Below are 15,414 nucleotides of genomic sequence, written 5' to 3'. Positions count from 1 at the left end.
CGGGACGGACATGTGACGGACATCCGTGTCGGACCCCGGCCGTAGAATTCACGCGTGGCAGGACGGATCAACGATGACGACGTAAAGGCGGTGCGGGACGCGGTCCCGATCGACGCCGTCGTATCCGAATATCTCCAGCTGCGGAACGCGGGCGGTGGCAATCTCAAGGGGCTCTGCCCCTTTCACGACGAAAAGTCACCGTCCTTCCAGATCAGCCCCAGCAAGGGGCTGTATTACTGCTTCGGCTGCCAGGAGGGCGGCGACACCGTCGACTTCGTCATGAAGATCGACCACCTCTCCTTCGCCGAGACGATCGAGCGGCTCGCCTCCCAAGCCGGGATCACCCTGCGGTACGAGCAGGGCAGCGCCACCCCCGGCCGCCAGCAGGGCGAGCGCACCCGCCTGGTCGAGGCGCACCGGGCGGCGGCGCAGTTCTACGTCGAACAGCTGGACAGCCCCGAGGCGGAGATCGGCCGCAAGTTCCTCGCCGAGCGCGGCTTCGACCAGGCCGCCGCCCAGCACTTCGGCGTCGGCTACAGCCCGGCGGGCTGGGACCACCTCGTCCGCTACCTGCGCGGCCGCGGCTTCACCGACCAGGAACTCCTTCTCTCCGGCCTCGCCCAGGAGAGCCGCCGCAATCCCATCGACCGCTTCCGCGGCCGCCTCATGTGGCCCATCCGCGACATCACCGGCGAGGTCGTCGGCTTCGGCGCCCGCAAGCTGCGCGACGACGACAACGGCCCGAAGTACCTGAACACCCCCGAAACCCCGCTCTACAAGAAGTCCCACGTCCTGTACGGGATCGACCTCGCCAAGAAGGACATCGCCAAGACGAGCCGCGCCGTGGTCGTCGAGGGATATACGGACGTCATGGCCTGCCATCTTGCCGGGGTCACCAGCGCCATCGCCACCTGCGGCACCTCCTTCGGCGGCGACCACATCAAGATCCTTCGGCGGCTGCTGATGGACAACTCCGGCGCCGAGGTCGTCTTCACCTTCGACGGCGACGCGGCGGGCCAGAAGGCCGCTCTGCGCGCCTTCGAGGACGACCAGAAGTTCGCCGCGGAGACCTATATCGCGATCACCCCGGGCGGTATGGACCCCTGCGAGCTGCGGCTCGCGCACGGCGATGTCGCGGTCAAGGAGCTGGTCGAGAGCCGCACCCAGCTCTTCGAGTTCGCCATCCGGCAGATCGTCGCCCGCCACAACCTCGACACGGCGGTGGGCCGCGCCGCCGCCCTGGACGAGGCCGCACCGGTAGTCGCGGGCATCAAGAACAGCTCCATCCAGCACGAGTCGGCCGTCCATCTCGCGGGGCTGCTGGGCATCCTCGACACCCAGTTCGTCGTCCAGCGCGTCAGCCAGCTCGCCCGGTGGGCGCGGGACCGCGGCCGGGGCGGCGACCAGCGCCCCGACCAGCGCGGCCGCCCGCAGCACCGGTCCGGTGGCCCCGGCGGGCCAGGCGGCCCAGGCCAGGCCCAGGGGCAGGGTCCGGCGGCCGCGGCGGGCCCCCGTGGCCCCGCGCTGAACCTCCGCAGCCCGGCCCACCGGGTCGAGCGCGAGCTGCTGAAGCTGGCCCTCCAGCGCCCCGAACTGGTCTCTCCGGCCTTCGACGCCTACGGCGAGGACGAGTTCACCGCCGCCCCGTACGCCGCCGTGCGCCGCGCCGTCGAGGACGCGGGCGGCGCCGAGGGCGCCGACGCCGACTATCTGCGCCGCGTCCGCGAGGTCGCCCCCGACGACACGGTCCGCGCCATGGTCACCGAGCTGGCCGTGGAGCCCCTCCACACCCGCCGCGAGGCGGACGAGGCGTACGCGGGCGAGCAGCTGGTGAGGGTCCGCCAGGCCGCCGTCAACCACCGCATCAGGGAGGTCCAGGGCACCCTTCAGCGCCTGGGCCAGCGCGCCGACCCGGCCCATCTGGCCGCCGTACAGAACGAGCTGTGGGTCCTCCAGCAGTACGCCCAGTCCCTCCAGACCCAGGGCGCCGCGGCGCTCTAGCCGGGCTGCGGCCGGGCTGAAGGCGGGTTGCGGCAGGGCGGTGGCCGGGCGTCGCGGACGTCGCGTAATCGCCCGGTCACCGGCCGCTGCGCAAAAAGTGCCCGCACGCCCCTCGTGGCGGGCGTGTGTCGTACTCCACACTGGGTTGTGGTGCCTGAGTCCTCGGAGCGCGGCGGTGTTGGCCGGGTAGGCCGGGATCCCCCGCACATCCGCTCATGATGTACGGGACGGACGGCGGCGTGGCCGGCGCATCCGTACCCGATCGTTCTGCCGCCTCAGCAGCGATCACCCTGGAGGTCGCCCCCGTGCAGACCCAGACCCTCTCCGACGCGGCCGCCGTGGCGCCGCCGCAGTCCCCGGCCCCGTCGGCCATGGGGCCCCCGGGCACCCCGGGCGCCGCCGAAACCCAGCCCCCGGACCCGGACGCGGCCCCGACCCCTGCCTCACGCGCCGAGCAGACCCCCGAACCAGACCCCACGGCCCCCGAACCAGACGCCACAGCCCCTGAACCAGACCCCGAACAGGCCCCCGAACCAGACCCCACGGCCCCCGAACCAGACGCCACAGCCCCTGAACCAGACCCCGAACAGGCCCCCGAACCAGACCTCGAACAGGACTCCGAGGGGGACAGCGGCGGCCCCGCCGAGCGCCCCGCACGCCCCGAGACCACCGGCCCCTCCTCCGACCTCTTCCGCCAATATCTGCGCGAAATCGGCCGGATCCCGCTCCTCTCCGCCGCCGAGGAGGTCGAGCTCGCCCGCCGGGTCGAGGCGGGCCTGTTCGCCGAGGAGAAGCTCGCCTCCGCCCCCGACCTCGACAGCCAACTCGCCCTCGACCTGGACCGATTGGTGGTCCTGGGCAGGATGGCCAAGCGCCGGCTGATCGAGGCCAACCTGCGCCTCGTCGTCTCCGTCGCCAAGCGCTACGTGGGCCGCGGCCTGACGATGCTCGACCTCGTCCAGGAGGGCAATCTTGGCCTGATCCGAGCGGTCGAGAAGTTCGACTACGCCCGGGGGTACAAGTTCTCGACGTACGCGACCTGGTGGATCCGCCAGGCCATGTCCCGCGCCCTCGCCGACCAGGCCCGCACCATCCGGGTCCCGGTCCATGTCGTCGAGCTGATCAACCGGGTCGTCCGGGTGCAGCGCCGGATGCTCCAGGAGCGCGGCTACGAACCCACGCCCGAGGAGGTCGCGGTGCAGCTCGACCTCACCCCGGAGCGGGTGAGCGAAGTGCTGCGCCTCGCCCAGGAACCGGTGTCGCTGCACGCGCCGGTCGGCGAGGAGGACGATGTCGCGCTCGGCGACCTCATCGAGGACGGCGACGCCGCCTCACCGGTCGAGTCCGCCGCGTTCCTGCTGCTCCGCGAGCATCTGGAGGCCGTGCTGTCGACGCTCGGCGAGCGCGAGCGCAAGGTCGTCCAGCTGCGGTACGGGCTGGCCGACGGCCGCCCCCGCACGCTGGAGGAGATCGGCCGGATCTTCGGGGTGACCCGGGAACGCATCCGCCAGATCGAGTCCAAGACCCTCAACAAGCTCCGCGACCACGCCTTCGCCGACCAGCTCCGCGGCTACCTCGACTAGCTACGGCTGCCCCTCGAACGCCCCCGGATGCGTCTGCTCCCGTACCGCCACGTACTGCTGCCGCACCGCCTGCCCCACCGCCAGGTCGTCGCCCGGCTCGAACACCTGGCTGGCGGCCGCGGGCCAGCGCGGCGGCTCGTGCGGGGACAGCGTCCCCTGCGCGGCGCCCAGCGCCCACGCGGCCTGCCGGGCGGCGCCCAGCGCGGCGTAGTCGGCGGGCTGCGGCACCACGATCTGCGCGCCCAGCAGCGCGGGCGCGATGGCCCGTACCGCCTGAAGATCGGCCGCCGGTCCCAGCAGGAACACCCGCCGCACCCCGACCCCGCGCCCCCGCAGGATGTCGAGCGCGTCGGCGAGCCCGCACAGCATGCCCTCGAACGCGGCCCGCGCCAGATGCTCCGCCTTCATGGACTCGCGCCGCAGCCCGGTCAGCGTCCCGGCGGTGTGCGGCAGGTACGGGGTCCGCTCGCCCTCCAGATAGGGCAGCATCACCATCCCGTACGACCCAGGGGTGGACTTCAGCGCGAGCGCCGACAGCCCCTCCAGGTCCGTGCCCAGCAGCTCCGCCGTACCGCGCAGCGCCCGCACCGCGTTGAGCGTGTGCACGACGGGCAGATGCATCCCGGTGGCGTCGGCGTACGACAGGATCGTGCCGGTGTGGTCGGCCAGCGCCTCGTGGTGGATGGAGAAGACCGAACCCGAGGCCCCCAGCGAGATCACCGCGTCGCCGACCCCCACGCCCAGCCCGAAGGCCGCGGCCATGGTCTCGCCCGTACCGGCCGATATCAGCAGCCCCTCCGGCGTCTGCCCGGCGGGCTGGGCCGGTCCGATGACCTCCGGCAGCCGCACCTGATGGCCGAGCGCCAGCTCGACCAGATCCGACCGCCAGGCGCCGGTCGCCGCCGACCAGTAGCCGGTGCCGGAGGCCGTACCGCGGTCCGTCGTACGCCGCATCGGCCGCCCGAGCAGCTGCCACACCAGCCAGTCGTGCGGCTGCAGCACCTCGGCCACCTGACGCGCGGCGTCCGGCTCCGACCGCGCCATCCAGCGCAGCTTCGCCACCGACTGGGCGGCGGTCGGCACCGCGCCCACGGCCTGGGCCCACGCCGCCCGCCCGCCCAGCGTCTCGATCAGATCGGCGGCCGCGGACTGCACCCGCCGGTCGTTGCCCATCTGCGCGGGGCGCACCAGCGCCCCGCTCCCGTCCAGCGCCAGCAGCCCGTGCTGCTGCGCCGAGACGCCGATGGCCTGCACCCCCTCCAGCAGCCCGCCCTCGGCGGCCTCCCCGAGGGAGAGCAGCCACGCCTGCGGGTCCATGTCATGGGGCGATCCGCCGGAGGACGGCGCCGGGTGCGGCGCGTACCCCTGCTTGAGTACGGCACCCGTATCCGTATCGCAGACGACTATCCGTGTGCTCTCGGACGAACTGTCCAACCCGGCGACTATCCCCATGGACCAGATCATGCCACCGCGGCGGTTAGGTGTTGCTGGTGCCCCAGTCGTCCTCCTTCGCCGCGGAGCGCGACTCCCGCTGCGCGATCTTGTCCCGCAGCGGCCGCACCTTGCCGAGCGCCTTCGTAGCCGCCTCCCGGCCACCCAGCGCGGCCGACTCGGCGGTGTTACGGACCGCCGGGTTCTGCGCGAACCGCTGCGCGCACGCGCGCAGCTGCTCGTACCGCTCCCGTCCGGCCCGCGTGCCGAATACGTATCCCACAGCCAGCCCGGTCATGAACGTCAGCCGGTAGCGCATCGACCTGCCCTTCTGGTTGTCCTACCCGGTCGGACCCCGGAGTCGTTCCGCACGTCTACCCGCAGCCACCGCAGATCACCCACCGATCACCCGCGGATCATCCGCCGGACACCCGCGGGGATACCGATTGGCGGAGCACCCCCCTGCTTGCGCTAATGTATGTGTCGCAGCGAGCGCACGCCCACCGGCAAGCCCGGACGGGGGCGCGGTCGAGGCACACGGAGCAATCCCCTGTAGCTCAATTGGCAGAGCAGCCGGCTGTTAACCGGCAGGTTACTGGTTCGAGTCCAGTCGGGGGAGCGCGATCCCCTGTAGCTCAATTGGCAGAGCATTCGGCTGTTAACCGGAGGGTTACTGGTTCGAGTCCAGTCGGGGGAGCAGCACGGAAGAGGACCCCCGCCGGGGTCCTTTTTCATGCCCTCATCCCCTGTTCACGCCGTGCTCATCCCTGATCCAGGCCTGATCCACGGCATGCGGGCGCCCAACATCGGCCCCCCGGAGCAACAGATCGTATGAGCGGCTATGCTGCGGCAGACGGCGCGCACAGATGTGCACGACGCGCCGTTACGGGGCGGTAGCTCAGCCGGTTAGAGCAGCGGACTCATAATCCGTCGGCCGTGGGTTCGAGTCCCACCCGCCCCACCAAGAAAATCGATCTGACCTGCGCAAACGCGTTGGAGAGGCGGATTGCGTGAGGCAATTGCCTCAGATCGGTGAGGCGAAACACGCGCCTGTGTGGCCCGGCCGGGCCTCCGCCCCCCCTTCTGACCTGGGGTTTTGGGGCGACATCCGGGTGGGGGTCGTGGTTGATGCTCCCACGGCCGCGATTTCGCACGAGGCGATCTACCTGTCGCTCTACGACTCGCTTCGGCTCCAGGTGATCGACCGCAGTCTCACCCGGCGGCTGCAGTCGGCCAGACCCATGCGCTCCCGAAGATCGCCCGTCGACCCACAGGGCGGGGCGTCATTCGAGGCATGGTGTCCATCAGCGCCCGCCCCGCTGAGGTCAAGGGCGACCTCGTGATGGGCCCACGGAAGACAAGGACAGCTGAGCACGCTCAACGAGCAGGCTGAGCAGGAGAAGACCGTGACGTGTCAGCCAGCCTTGGCGGGCCCCTCGGCTCGGGTTCTGGCGAGGCAGTAGGAGTCGGTGCCGGTGTCGATGATGGTGGCGTTGAAGCTGAGGCGGTCGACGATGGCCACGCGGCCACAGGGCGGGCAACTCGGCTGCGTCGGCTGACTCGTAGGGGCGGGGAAAGCAGTTCCCACCGCATCGAGGGCGGCGGCTCGGCCGGGACCGGCCGGCCCGCAGTAGCCGGACAGGCGTAACACCGCCTGTTCGATCACCCACCGGAACACTGCAGTCGTGGACCATTCCTGCTTGCGTGAAGCCCTGGGTGGAAGGGGCGTGGCCTGGGTGGGCTCTGCGTACTCTTAGCAGAGGTGACATCGTGGCCGCTGCGACGAGGGGAGACACTGGCCGGGATCCGGTGGCTCGCGACGGCAGAACAAGCATCGGCGGAGGCCCGACGCGCCCCGAAACGACGCCTGTCCAACGTGGTCTATCGGATCATGAAACGCGATCAACGGAAACCACCTCGCTCAGGCCGCTTGACGCACAGAGACGCTATGAGATCACGATCGCCGAGCCGGTACGTGTGACGGCCCCGCTCGGCAGGCCGACGATTCAGACTGAGGACAGCCGGAGCGTCAAGTGGGAATCGGTTCAGACCACCGAGCGGTGCCTGAGGCAGTCGGCGCGCCTGCCAATTGCCACTACCGACTCATTTCGTTCTCAGCTCGCGGCTTCCGGCTCGGTTCTTCGCGATGTTTCGTGTCTTCTTGGTGTTGCCTGACTCGGCGAGCAGGGCGAGTACCGCCAGCGACGTCGAATCTTTGGCGAGGACGCGCTGCATCCAGTCCGTGATCTTCGCCAACTCGGCTGGTGTCGGCACGTGACCGTTCTCGATGGACAGGTAGAACAGCCAGTCGTGGATGCGGCGATGGATGAACTCGCGGTACGCCTCCGTCTTGAGCTGGTCGATCTCTGGCAGTAGTTCGGTCGACCACTGCCGGAACTCGGTGGGACCGGTCACCTTCATCGCGATCCTGTCCACGAGGGCGACCACCGCCGTCTTGGACACAATGTCGATGGGGTCGCGCAGGATCGTGGCCACGATCGCGCGGTCCCGGTCGCGGCTCCGCGAGGAAGCGGTCACCGAGACGACGCGTTGGTAGGCGGACGATCGGACGTGCTCGTCCGCGACGGCATCGTCGACGTCCACGTCGAGGATGCCGGCCCCCGCGAGCAACTCGGCCACGTCGGTGTGCAATGTCATCGCTTCACCCCTTCTTGCAGGGTTGGTTCTTGGCGGCCTTGCGCCGCTCTTCTTCTTCCTGCTCCGCCTGATTTCGCCTGCCGAGCTTCCTGACGGCTTTCCTGATCTCCGTCTTGTAATGTTCCACCGCTTGTTGCTGTCGACCCGTCAGCTCCGGTTGGTTGTGCAGGGGGTGCCCGTTCGGCTTCGTGGAGCAGATCTGGCTGATGCTGCGCGGCGAGCTGCCGACCCCGGTGCAGGGGCGGCTCCTCGAGGCGGCACTCGTCGCCGCCGTCGATCACGGCCCGCAGGCGCCGTCCATCGCCGCGGCCCGGATGGCCGCGACCTGCGGAGTCGGTCTCAACAGCGCGGTGGCGACAGGCACCGGGCTGCTCGGCGACACCTATGGGGGGGCGGGCCAGCAGTGCATGGAGGTGCTGGCCCGGATCGTCGAGGGGGAGTCCGCGGACGAGGTCGTCGCCGGGTTCCGCGCCCGTGCGGCGTATGTCCCGGGGTTCGGACACCGTTTCCATCCCCGTGATCCCCGCCGGGACCCACTGCTGGCGCTGGTGCGTGAGGCTGTCGACGCGGGCGAGGTCCCCGGGCGGGCTCTGGCGGCGGGTCTGGCGCTGGAGGAAGCGCTGTCCCGTGGGCGTACGAAGCCGGTTCCCATGAACATCGACGGCGCCACCGCGATCGTCTATGCCGAACTGGGCTTCCCCGCCGAGCTGGGCAGGGGCCTGTTCGTCCTGTCCCGGAGCGTGGGAATCCTGGCCCACGCGTGGGAGGAGTACGAGGGCGGGGCACGGATCAAGGGGCCGCTGCCCACCCCACTTCTCGCGGCCTACCACGGCGAACCGGCGCGCGACCACGTTCAGCGGAGCCCGCTGCCGACACCGCCGGCCTGACGAAGAGGCCGTGTGTCCACGTCCAAGGGGCGGCTCGGGCACGGTCGCCGCTGCGATCAGCTTTCTCAGGGGTACTCAGTCGGCTGACACTGGGGTCGGGCGGTCGCGGAAGTGGGCCTCGATCTGTTCCAGGGAGCGGTTGCGGGTCTCGGGGACGATCTTGGCGGCCGTCGCCGCGGCGAGGATGTTGATGGCGGCGAAGACCAGGAAGGTGATGGTGCCGCCGACAGCGGCCAGGAGGATGGGGAAGGTGAACGTGACCACGGCGTTGACGAGCCAGAGCACCAGGACGGCCGTGCCCATCCCGAGTCCGCGGATGGCGAGGGGGAAGATTTCGGAGAGCATCACCCAGGTGACCGGGGAGACCGCTGCCTGCTGGAAGACCAGGAACGTCAGCATGAAGGCCAGGATCAGATAGCTGCGCAAGGTGGCGGCGTCGGTGCCGGGCTCCGTGTGGAGAGAGAAGGCCACGCCGATGGCGATGAGTGAGGCGACGATGCCGAGCTGTCCGGTGACCAGGAGCGGTCGGCGTCCGACCTTGCCGATGAGGTAGAGGCTGGCGGTGGAAGCGGCGACGGCCACAACGCCGTTGGCGATGGTGGCGGTGAGCGCGGCCTGGGAGCCGAGACCGGTCTGCTGGAGGATGGTCGGGGCGAAGTACATGATCGTGTTGATGCCGGTGACCTGCTGGATGACGGCGAGGCCGAGCCCAATCAGGAACACCCGGCGCACCCACGGCACGGCCAGTTCGGACCAGCCGCTGCCGGTACGGGAGGCGTGCTTCTCCTGGTCGATGGTCTCTTTCACCTGGGCCAGTTCGGCGTCCACCGTGTCCGCTTCACGGATGCGGAGCAGGGTGCGGCGGGCGTCGGCGAAGCGTTCCTTGGAGGCGTACCAGCGAGGGGTTTCCGGCATGAACAGCATGCCGAGGTAGAGCAGGGTGGACGGAATGGTGGCCAGGGCCAGCATCCAGCGCCAGGTCTGCTCCCCGCCCCAGGCGGCGGCCAGGGCGGCGTTGGAGCTGTACGCGACGAGCTGACCGGTGACGATCATGAGCTGGTCGAGGGCGACCAGGCGGCCCCGGGCCTGGGCAGGGGCGATCTCGGCGAGGTAGACCGGGACGGTGGTGGAAGCCGCGCCGACCGCGATACCGAGGATGACCCGGGCCGCCACCATGACCTCGATGTTCGGGGCGAGGGCGGTCCCCAGCGCGCCGATGATGAAGACGAAGGCCAGGGCGAGGATGTTGTGGCGGCGCCCGTAACGGTCGGCGAGGCGCCCGCCCAAGGCGGCCCCCGCCGCGGCGCCGATCAGCAGGGACGCCGTGACGAGACCTTCCGTCACGGGGGTCAGGCCGAGCCCCCCGTCGTGGCCCGGCTTGGTCATGAAGGGCAAGGCGCCGGCGATGACGCCGGTGTCGTAGCCGAAGGTCAGACCGCCCAGCGTCGCGACGGCGGCGATGACCGTCGTCGACCGCCTTTTCCCGACGGGCGGTGGCGGCGACGCGGCCTGTGCGGTGTCGGTGGTGTGGCCTGGGCTCGGGGCGCTCGGCATGACGTGCTCCTCTCGGCGAACGCCCGCCCCGGCGGCAAGAAGAGATGCCGATCAGGGAACTAGCACGTTCTAATCATGTCAAGACATTCGCATGAACCATCTCGATGCGAATGCGGAGGCAGCCGCCCTCCGCGCGGGGCCGGACCCGTGGGGGCCCGATTCGTCAACTGCAGAGTGGGCGCCCCTCTTTCGGCTGCTGACCTGCAATAAAGGCTAGGCTCGGGGGCGACGAGGCGGTCGAGGGTGAGTGCCGTGCAACCGTGTTCCGGTGGCGGGATGGGATGGCTGGGCGGCTCCGTCGTGTACGTCGCCGGGCTCACCCTCCCTACCGCGCTGGGGAACCCTGCCTCACCTGCCCATATCCGTCTCCGGCCCGCCTGTCGGGCGCCCTGTCGCCGAAGGTGTCGAGCCCTTGACCAACTGCTATGAGCCCTCTACGTTCCTCCTAACTAGAACGTGCTAGTAGATGTGGGAGCAGAGACATGGTCGTCACCGACACCGCCCCCGGCCGTACCCGGCCCGCCCCGGACCCGCTGCGGCTGGCCACGATCGGCGCGGGCCGCATCGGGGCGAACCACGCAGAGATCGTCGCCCGCCACATCCCCGGCGTCGCGCTGGCCGCGGTCTGCGACCCTGCCCCCGGCGCCGCCGAACGTCTCGCCGCCGAGCTGGACGTCCCCACGGCCACGACCGATGTGCAAGAGATCCTCGGCCGGGACGACATCGACGGCGTGCTCATCACGGCGCCCGCCCGCGCCCATACCGACCTGGTCGTAGCCGCGGCCGCCGCGGGCAACCACATCTTCGTGGAGAAGCCGATGGCGGTGACGCTGGAGGACGCCGACCGCGCCGTCGCCGCCGCGGAACAGGTGGGCGTCACCCTCCAGGTCGGCTTCAACCGGCGGTTCGCCCCGGGCTTCGCCGCCGCCCGCGCCCTGATCGACGAGGGCAAGGTCGGGACGCCGCAACTGCTGCGCTCGCTTACCCGTGACCCGGGCCCGTTCACCGCGGACCCGGCCCGCATACCGCAGTGGACGATCTTCCTGGAAACCCTCATCCACGACTTCGACACCCTGTGCTGGCTCAACCCCGGCGCCACCCCGGTCAGCGTGCACGCCACCGCCGACGCCCTGGTCAGTCCCGGCGCCAAGGCCGGAGGCCACTTGGACACCGCCGTGGTGACGATCCGGTTCGACAACGGCGCCATCGCCACTGCCGAGGCGTCCTTCTCCGCGTTGTACGGGTACGACGTACGCGCCGAGGTCTTCGGCTCGGAGGGCATGGTGACCGCTGGCGACGGCCGCGGCACCGACATGACCTTCTACAGCGCCCAGGGCCGCCACGTCGACACCGCCCGGCTCGACACCGTGCTGCTGCGCGCGGCCTACACCGCCGAACTCACCGCCTTCGCCGACGCCATCCGCCACCAGAACCCCGCGCCCGTGACCGGCACCGATGCCCGCCGGGCGCTGTCCATCGCGCTGGCCGCCATCCGCAGCGTCGAGACCGAGGCCCCCGCCGCCATCGCCGAGGTGACCAAGTGACCTTCTCCCACGACACCATTGGCCCGTTCACCCTCGCCGCCAGCGCCGAGATGCTCTACCTGGATCGCCCGTTCACCGAGCGCGTGACCCGCATCGCCGAGCGCGGCTTCCAGGTCGAGATCTGGGACTGGTCCGCCAAGGACCTCGACGCCCTGGCCACGACCGGCGCCACCTTCTCCTCCATGACCGGCTACCTGACCGGCGACCTCACCGACCCCGACGGCATCGACGCCCTGCTCACCTCGGCCCGTACGTCCCTGGACGCGGCTGCGCGGCTGGACTGCCCGCGCCTGAACCTGCACGGCACCGGCCTGGACCCGCACGGCCTCCCCGTACGCCCCGTTCACCGGACCACCCCCGCGATGTGGCTCACCGCCGCCGACACCCTGCGCCGCATCGCGGACCTGGGTGAAGCCGCGGGCCGCGTCTTCACCCTCGAAAACCTCAACCTCGCCGTCGACCACCCGGGCACCCCCTTCGCCCGCGCCGCCGACACCCTCGCCCTCGTCCGCGCCGTGAACAGCCCCTACCTGCGGATGAATCTGGACCTCTACCACGCCCAGATCGGCGAGGGAAACCTGATCGAACTCTGCCGTGAGGCCCTGCCCTACGTCGGCGAGATCCAGGTCGCCGACGTCCCCGGCCGCTGCGAACCGGGAACCGGCGAAATCCACTACCCCGCCATCGCCCGCGCCCTGCGCGACCTCGGCTACACCGGCGTCATCGCCCTCGAAGGCTGGGCCCGCGACGACTCCGACGCCGCCCTGGACGCTTTCCGGAACGCCTTCATCACTGGCCCCGACACCGTCCTGGCCGAAGCGGCCTCGGGGTCATCCACGCTCTGAGTCATCCACGGCCGCTGCGCACCGCTGCCGCTGATCAGTGCACCCTCCGGCAGACCGTTTACCGCTGCCTGCCCCTCGCCCGGCCGGACGCCCGTAACCGCCTCGATGCTGGTTGCGGGCCGCCGGGCAGGTGTCCGCGCTGCGCCAGGAATCGGGGCGCGGCGTGTCTATCGCCTGGTCGGGCTCTCCTCACTCAGTTCGCTCAGCGTGCCCATCGCTCGGTCCAGGAGCGCAGCGAGCGGGGTCGTGCCTTCGCCGGCCGTCCAGGCGTCGGCAGCGGCTTCCAGGCAGGCGATCGCTGAGGCCACGAGTGCCTGGGCGCGGGGATCGTCGGCGGATTCCGAGTCGCCGCCGAGCCGACGGGAGACCTCGGGCACCAGGATGCTCTGCCAGCCCTGGGTCTTCTCCCACTGGCGAGTCATCAGGGTGCAGGCGTCGCTGAGCAGCCGCATCAAGCTCAGGGACCGCTCCGGCCCGTCGGCCTGGGGCTGTGCGACGACGTCGAAGGCGCGCCGCAGCGAATCCCAGGGCCGCTCGTCAGCGGGGCGGGCCGCGAGAGCCATGGCGACCTCGTGGCCGAGCTCTCCGAACTTCTCCAGGACGACCTCCTCCTTGGTGCCGAAGTACCGGAAGAAGGTGGTGCGCGACAGACCAGCCTCGGCGGCGATCTGGTCGACCGTCGTGTTGTCGTAGCCCTGCTCGGCGAAGAGCCGGAACGCGACCTCGCTGACCTCGGCGCGCATCGCGGCTCGCGTCCGCTCGCGCAGCGAGGGCTGCGCGGTGCCGCGGGCGGGTGCGGTCCTGGGCGTCTCGACCATGCCGCAAGTGTACACAGACCCTATGTGGTACTCAGTTCCATGAAGGGTTAGAGACCCTTGTCTCGACTCCATGCCATCTTCGAGGAGTGCTTTCATGAGCACGGTCTGGTTCATCACCGGTTCCTCCCGCGGCTTCGGCCGCCGGTTCGCCGAGGCGGCGCTCTCCCGCGGTGACAAGGTCGCGGCCACCGCCCGCACCCCCGATTCCCTGGCCGACCTGGTCGCCGCCCATGGCGACGCGATACTGCCGCTGCCGCTGGACTTCACGGACAAGGCCGCCGTAGCCGAGGCCGTGATCCAGGCCCACGAGCACTTCGGGCGCCTGGACGTCGTCGTCAACAACGCGGGCTTCAGCGTGTTCGGGGCCGTTGAGGAGCTCACCGAGCACAACGTCCGCGCCCAGTTCGAGACGAACGTGTTCGGTCGAGGCTGAGGCCAGCCAGGGCTGAATCCCGTCCCACCAGATGTGGGAGACGCCGACGGCGGTTACCTTCGCCGGATCCGCAGCAGCATGGAGGGCCTCCCGATCGGTAGAGACGGTTCGGCGGAATTCAGAGGGCGCGGTTGCCTAATCTGAGGCTCCTTTGTTCACACGCCACCCCCCAAGGAGCGCGCACGTGACCCAACCCCGCATACCCACCGCCGTCTTCGGCCGCGGAGCCGTCGCCGCCACCGTGCCGGTCGCCGTGGCGGCCCTGCTCGCGGCGGCCGGGCCCGCCACCGCTGTCGGAGGGGCGGGCGCCCCCGGCGTCGGCGATCCCTACTTCCCGCGCGCCGGGAACGGCGGCTACCACGTCGCGCACTACGGACTGACGCTCGGTTACGACCCGACGAGCCGTCATCTCACCGGCAAGGCGGTTCTCACCGCCCGCGCCGCCCAGCGCCTGACCCGCTTCGACCTCGACTTCAAGGGTCTGAGGATCACCGGTCTGACCGTCGACCGGGCCAGGGCGGCGTACAAGCGCAGCGGTCAGGAACTCGTCGTCACACCCCGGCGCGCCCTGCACAAGGGGCAGAGGTTCCGCGTCACCGTCACCTACCGGGGCAAGCCCGCCCCGGTCACCGACCCCGACGGCTCTCCCGACGGCTGGATCCCCACCGACGACGGCGCGTTCGTCGCCGGTGAGCCCCAGGGCGCCATGACCTGGTTCCCGGCCAACAACCACCCGCTCGACAAGTCGTCGTACGACATCACGATCACCGTCCCCAAGGGCCGCACCGCCGTCTCCAACGGCGTCCTGCTCGGCCGGAGCACCCGCAAGGGGAAGACCACCTTCCGCTGGCGGCAGAAGGAACCCATGGCCGCCTACCTCGCCACCGCGACCGTCGGGAAGTTCAAGGTCAAGCAGTACACGACCCGTAGCGGCATCAGGGTCTACGACGCCGTCGACCCGCGCGAGGCCACCGCCTCCGCACCCGTGCTGAAGAAGCTGCCGTCCGTGCTGGAGTGGGAGAGCAAGCTGTTCGGGCCGTACCCGTACCGCGCCGCCGGCTCCATCGTCGACCACGCGCCCAACGTCGGCTACGCCCTGGAGACCCAGACCCGGCCCGTCTACGGCAGCGCCCCCGGCCTGGGCACCCTGGTCCATGAGAGCGCCCACCAGTGGTTCGGCGACTCCGTCTCCCTCACCTCCTGGAAGGACATCTGGCTCAACGAGGGCTTCGCCAGTTACGCCGAGTGGCTCTACGACGAGCAGCACGGCGACGGCAGCGCCCAGCAGACCTTCGACGATCTGTACGCCACTCCCGCGGGCGATCCCCTATGGGAGTTCCCGCCCGGCAACCCCGGCAGCGGCGCCAAGATCTTCGGCCGCCCCGTCTACGACCGCGGCGCCATGGCCCTGCACGCCCTGCGCACCGCCGTCGGCGACCGTGTCTTCTTCCGCGTCCTGCGCACCTGGGCCGTGCAACACCGCCATGGACACGGCACCACCGCCCAGTTCCGGCGCCTCGCGGAGCGGGAGTCCGGGAAGAACCTCGGTCCGCTGTTCAACAAGTGGCTGTACGCCCAGGGGAAGCCCCGCACCCCCTGACAGCGGATGCGGCGTCGGCGCGGCGGCCACCCCCGGGCTCCAAGACGACCTGCCCACCAT

12 protein-coding genes, 3 tRNA genes and 1 pseudogene are annotated in these 15,414 nt (G+C 70.5%); 10 read left to right on the top strand and 6 right to left on the bottom strand.

The window, feature by feature from the left end; genetic code table 11:
- Positions 1 to 54: 54 nt before the first annotated feature.
- Complete coding sequence (dnaG, locus tag ACZ59A_RS04140) at positions 55 to 2,001, top strand: DNA primase (protein WP_470953223.1); 1,947 nt, start codon at positions 55 to 57, stop codon at positions 1,999 to 2,001.
- A gap of 215 nt (positions 2,002 to 2,216) precedes the next feature.
- Positions 2,217 to 3,584, top strand: coding sequence for an RNA polymerase sigma factor (locus ACZ59A_RS04135; RefSeq protein WP_470953220.1), 1,368 nt, complete (start codon positions 2,217 to 2,219; stop codon positions 3,582 to 3,584).
- On the opposite strand, the gene ACZ59A_RS04130 is transcribed toward ACZ59A_RS04135, so the two are convergent.
- Together ACZ59A_RS04130 and ACZ59A_RS04125 are read right to left on the bottom strand one after the other, a co-directional pair.
- Positions 3,585 to 5,036 carry an FGGY family carbohydrate kinase gene (locus ACZ59A_RS04130; RefSeq protein ID WP_468054720.1) on the bottom strand — a complete coding sequence of 484 codons (1,452 nt, stop codon included), beginning with the start codon at positions 5,034 to 5,036 and terminating at the stop codon, positions 3,585 to 3,587.
- 25 nt (positions 5,037 to 5,061) lie between these two features.
- The gene (locus ACZ59A_RS04125) at positions 5,062 to 5,334 is read right to left on the bottom strand and encodes a YtxH domain-containing protein (RefSeq protein ID WP_468054718.1); all 273 of its coding nucleotides are present in this window, start codon (positions 5,332 to 5,334) and stop codon (positions 5,062 to 5,064) included.
- Positions 5,335 to 5,561: 227 nt separating this feature from the next.
- Here ACZ59A_RS04125 and ACZ59A_RS04120 point away from each other — a divergent pair.
- From ACZ59A_RS04120 to ACZ59A_RS04110, 3 genes are all read left to right on the top strand, one after another.
- Positions 5,562 to 5,634, top strand: a tRNA-Asn gene (locus ACZ59A_RS04120).
- A gap of 5 nt (positions 5,635 to 5,639) precedes the next feature.
- Positions 5,640 to 5,712: transfer RNA gene (locus ACZ59A_RS04115), tRNA-Asn, on the top strand.
- Between the two features lie 190 nt (positions 5,713 to 5,902).
- Positions 5,903 to 5,979 (top strand) — tRNA-Ile (locus tag ACZ59A_RS04110).
- A gap of 450 nt (positions 5,980 to 6,429) precedes the next feature.
- Here the strand turns inward: ACZ59A_RS04110 and ACZ59A_RS04105 are convergent.
- Both ACZ59A_RS04105 and ACZ59A_RS04100 read right to left on the bottom strand, forming a co-directional pair.
- Positions 6,430 to 6,534, bottom strand: a pseudogene (locus ACZ59A_RS04105) (IS21-like element helper ATPase IstB); the annotation flags it as partial.
- Between the two features lie 584 nt (positions 6,535 to 7,118).
- Complete coding sequence (locus ACZ59A_RS04100; protein WP_470953216.1) at positions 7,119 to 7,673, bottom strand: hypothetical protein; 555 nt, start codon at positions 7,671 to 7,673, stop codon at positions 7,119 to 7,121.
- Between the two features lie 188 nt (positions 7,674 to 7,861).
- Here ACZ59A_RS04100 and ACZ59A_RS04095 point away from each other — a divergent pair, with 188 nt between their 5' ends.
- A complete protein-coding gene (locus ACZ59A_RS04095) occupies positions 7,862 to 8,560 on the top strand; it encodes a citryl-CoA lyase (RefSeq protein WP_470953213.1) in 699 nt (232 codons plus the stop codon).
- A gap of 75 nt (positions 8,561 to 8,635) precedes the next feature.
- On the opposite strand, the gene ACZ59A_RS04090 is transcribed toward ACZ59A_RS04095, so the two are convergent.
- Positions 8,636 to 10,114 (bottom strand): sugar porter family MFS transporter, encoded by a 1,479-nt coding sequence (locus ACZ59A_RS04090; RefSeq protein ID WP_470953211.1) that lies wholly within the window; start codon positions 10,112 to 10,114, stop codon positions 8,636 to 8,638.
- A 482-nt stretch (positions 10,115 to 10,596) separates the two neighbouring features.
- Here ACZ59A_RS04090 and ACZ59A_RS04085 point away from each other — a divergent pair, with 482 nt between their 5' ends.
- Positions 10,597 to 11,658: a Gfo/Idh/MocA family oxidoreductase gene (locus ACZ59A_RS04085; RefSeq protein ID WP_470953208.1), complete on the top strand. Its 1,062-nt coding sequence runs from the start codon at positions 10,597 to 10,599 to the stop codon at positions 11,656 to 11,658.
- The gene (locus ACZ59A_RS04080; RefSeq protein WP_470953205.1) at positions 11,655 to 12,503 is read left to right on the top strand and encodes a TIM barrel protein; all 849 of its coding nucleotides are present in this window, start codon (positions 11,655 to 11,657) and stop codon (positions 12,501 to 12,503) included. Before ACZ59A_RS04085 ends, ACZ59A_RS04080 begins: the two co-directional genes overlap by 4 nt.
- Positions 12,504 to 12,670: 167 nt before the next feature.
- On the opposite strand, the gene ACZ59A_RS04075 is transcribed toward ACZ59A_RS04080, so the two are convergent.
- The gene (locus ACZ59A_RS04075; RefSeq protein ID WP_470953202.1) at positions 12,671 to 13,321 is read right to left on the bottom strand and encodes a TetR family transcriptional regulator; all 651 of its coding nucleotides are present in this window, start codon (positions 13,319 to 13,321) and stop codon (positions 12,671 to 12,673) included.
- Between the two features lie 94 nt (positions 13,322 to 13,415).
- Here ACZ59A_RS04075 and ACZ59A_RS04070 point away from each other — a divergent pair, with 94 nt between their 5' ends.
- Entirely contained in the window at positions 13,416 to 13,754 is a 339-nt protein-coding gene (locus ACZ59A_RS04070; protein WP_470953199.1) for an SDR family NAD(P)-dependent oxidoreductase, read from the top strand.
- Positions 13,755 to 13,938: 184 nt separating this feature from the next.
- The gene (locus tag ACZ59A_RS04065) at positions 13,939 to 15,354 is read left to right on the top strand and encodes a M1 family metallopeptidase (RefSeq protein WP_470953195.1); all 1,416 of its coding nucleotides are present in this window, start codon (positions 13,939 to 13,941) and stop codon (positions 15,352 to 15,354) included.
- Positions 15,355 to 15,414 lie beyond the last annotated feature (60 nt).

The organism is Streptomyces sp. NPDC040405 (genome assembly GCF_055595765.1).
Note: the sequence above shows the minus strand (reverse complement) of the source record. Positions and strands in the feature narration are given on the sequence as shown.

Bases quoted from the DNA above. Each gene is read 5' to 3' on its own strand.
- ACZ59A_RS04135 (WP_470953220.1), top strand. From the start codon at position 2,217: ATGATGTACGGGACGGACGGCGGCGTGGCCGGCGCATCCGTACCCGAT.
- ACZ59A_RS04130 (WP_468054720.1), bottom strand. From the start codon at position 5,036: ATGGGGATAGTCGCCGGGTTGGACAGTTCGTCCGAGAGCACACGGATA.
- ACZ59A_RS04125 (WP_468054718.1), bottom strand. From the start codon at position 5,334: ATGCGCTACCGGCTGACGTTCATGACCGGGCTGGCTGTGGGATACGTA.
- ACZ59A_RS04100 (WP_470953216.1), bottom strand. From the start codon at position 7,673: ATGACATTGCACACCGACGTGGCCGAGTTGCTCGCGGGGGCCGGCATC.
- ACZ59A_RS04090 (WP_470953211.1), bottom strand. From the start codon at position 10,114: ATGCCGAGCGCCCCGAGCCCAGGCCACACCACCGACACCGCACAGGCC.
- ACZ59A_RS04085 (WP_470953208.1), top strand. From the start codon at position 10,597: ATGGTCGTCACCGACACCGCCCCCGGCCGTACCCGGCCCGCCCCGGAC.
- ACZ59A_RS04075 (WP_470953202.1), bottom strand. From the start codon at position 13,321: ATGGTCGAGACGCCCAGGACCGCACCCGCCCGCGGCACCGCGCAGCCC.
- ACZ59A_RS04070 (WP_470953199.1), top strand. From the start codon at position 13,416: ATGAGCACGGTCTGGTTCATCACCGGTTCCTCCCGCGGCTTCGGCCGC.